At 64.8% G+C, this 398-nt stretch carries 1 protein-coding gene; it reads left to right on the top strand.

Going from position 1 to position 398, the window contains the following annotated elements; genetic code table 11:
* On the top strand, positions 1-398 hold a 398-nt coding region (locus tag ACFPU0_RS20740), incomplete at both ends, for a DUF1302 family protein (protein ID WP_377695167.1).

Below are 398 nucleotides of genomic sequence, written 5' to 3'. Positions count from 1 at the left end.
GGCAACAAGGGCTTCCGCGTCAGCGCCGCCAGCTGGTACGACAAGGCCTACGACAACACCGGCTCCAACTCCAACCCCTTCGTCAACGGCAACGAGGCGTTCTCCACCATCGTCGGCCAGCCCAGCACGACCAACCCGGCATTCGGCAGCCCGCACCTCTCCAACTACGCCCAGCGTTACTACAGCGGCCCGTCCGGCGAGATCCTCGACGCCTTCGTGTTCTACAGCACCGAAGTGGGCGACGAGTCGATGTTCAGCATCAAGGCCGGCCAGCACAACGTCTACTGGGGCGAAACCATCCTCAACCCGGTGCATGGCATCAGCTACGGCCAGTCCGGCCTGGACCTGGCGAAACTCTCCGCCGCCCCCGGCACCGAGGCCAAGGAGCTGTTCGTTCC

Source organism: Pseudomonas sp. GCM10022186 (assembly GCF_042656385.1).
Lineage (GTDB): Bacteria > Pseudomonadota > Gammaproteobacteria > Pseudomonadales > Pseudomonadaceae > Metapseudomonas.
This window is presented reverse-complemented; position numbering and strand designations above follow the sequence as displayed.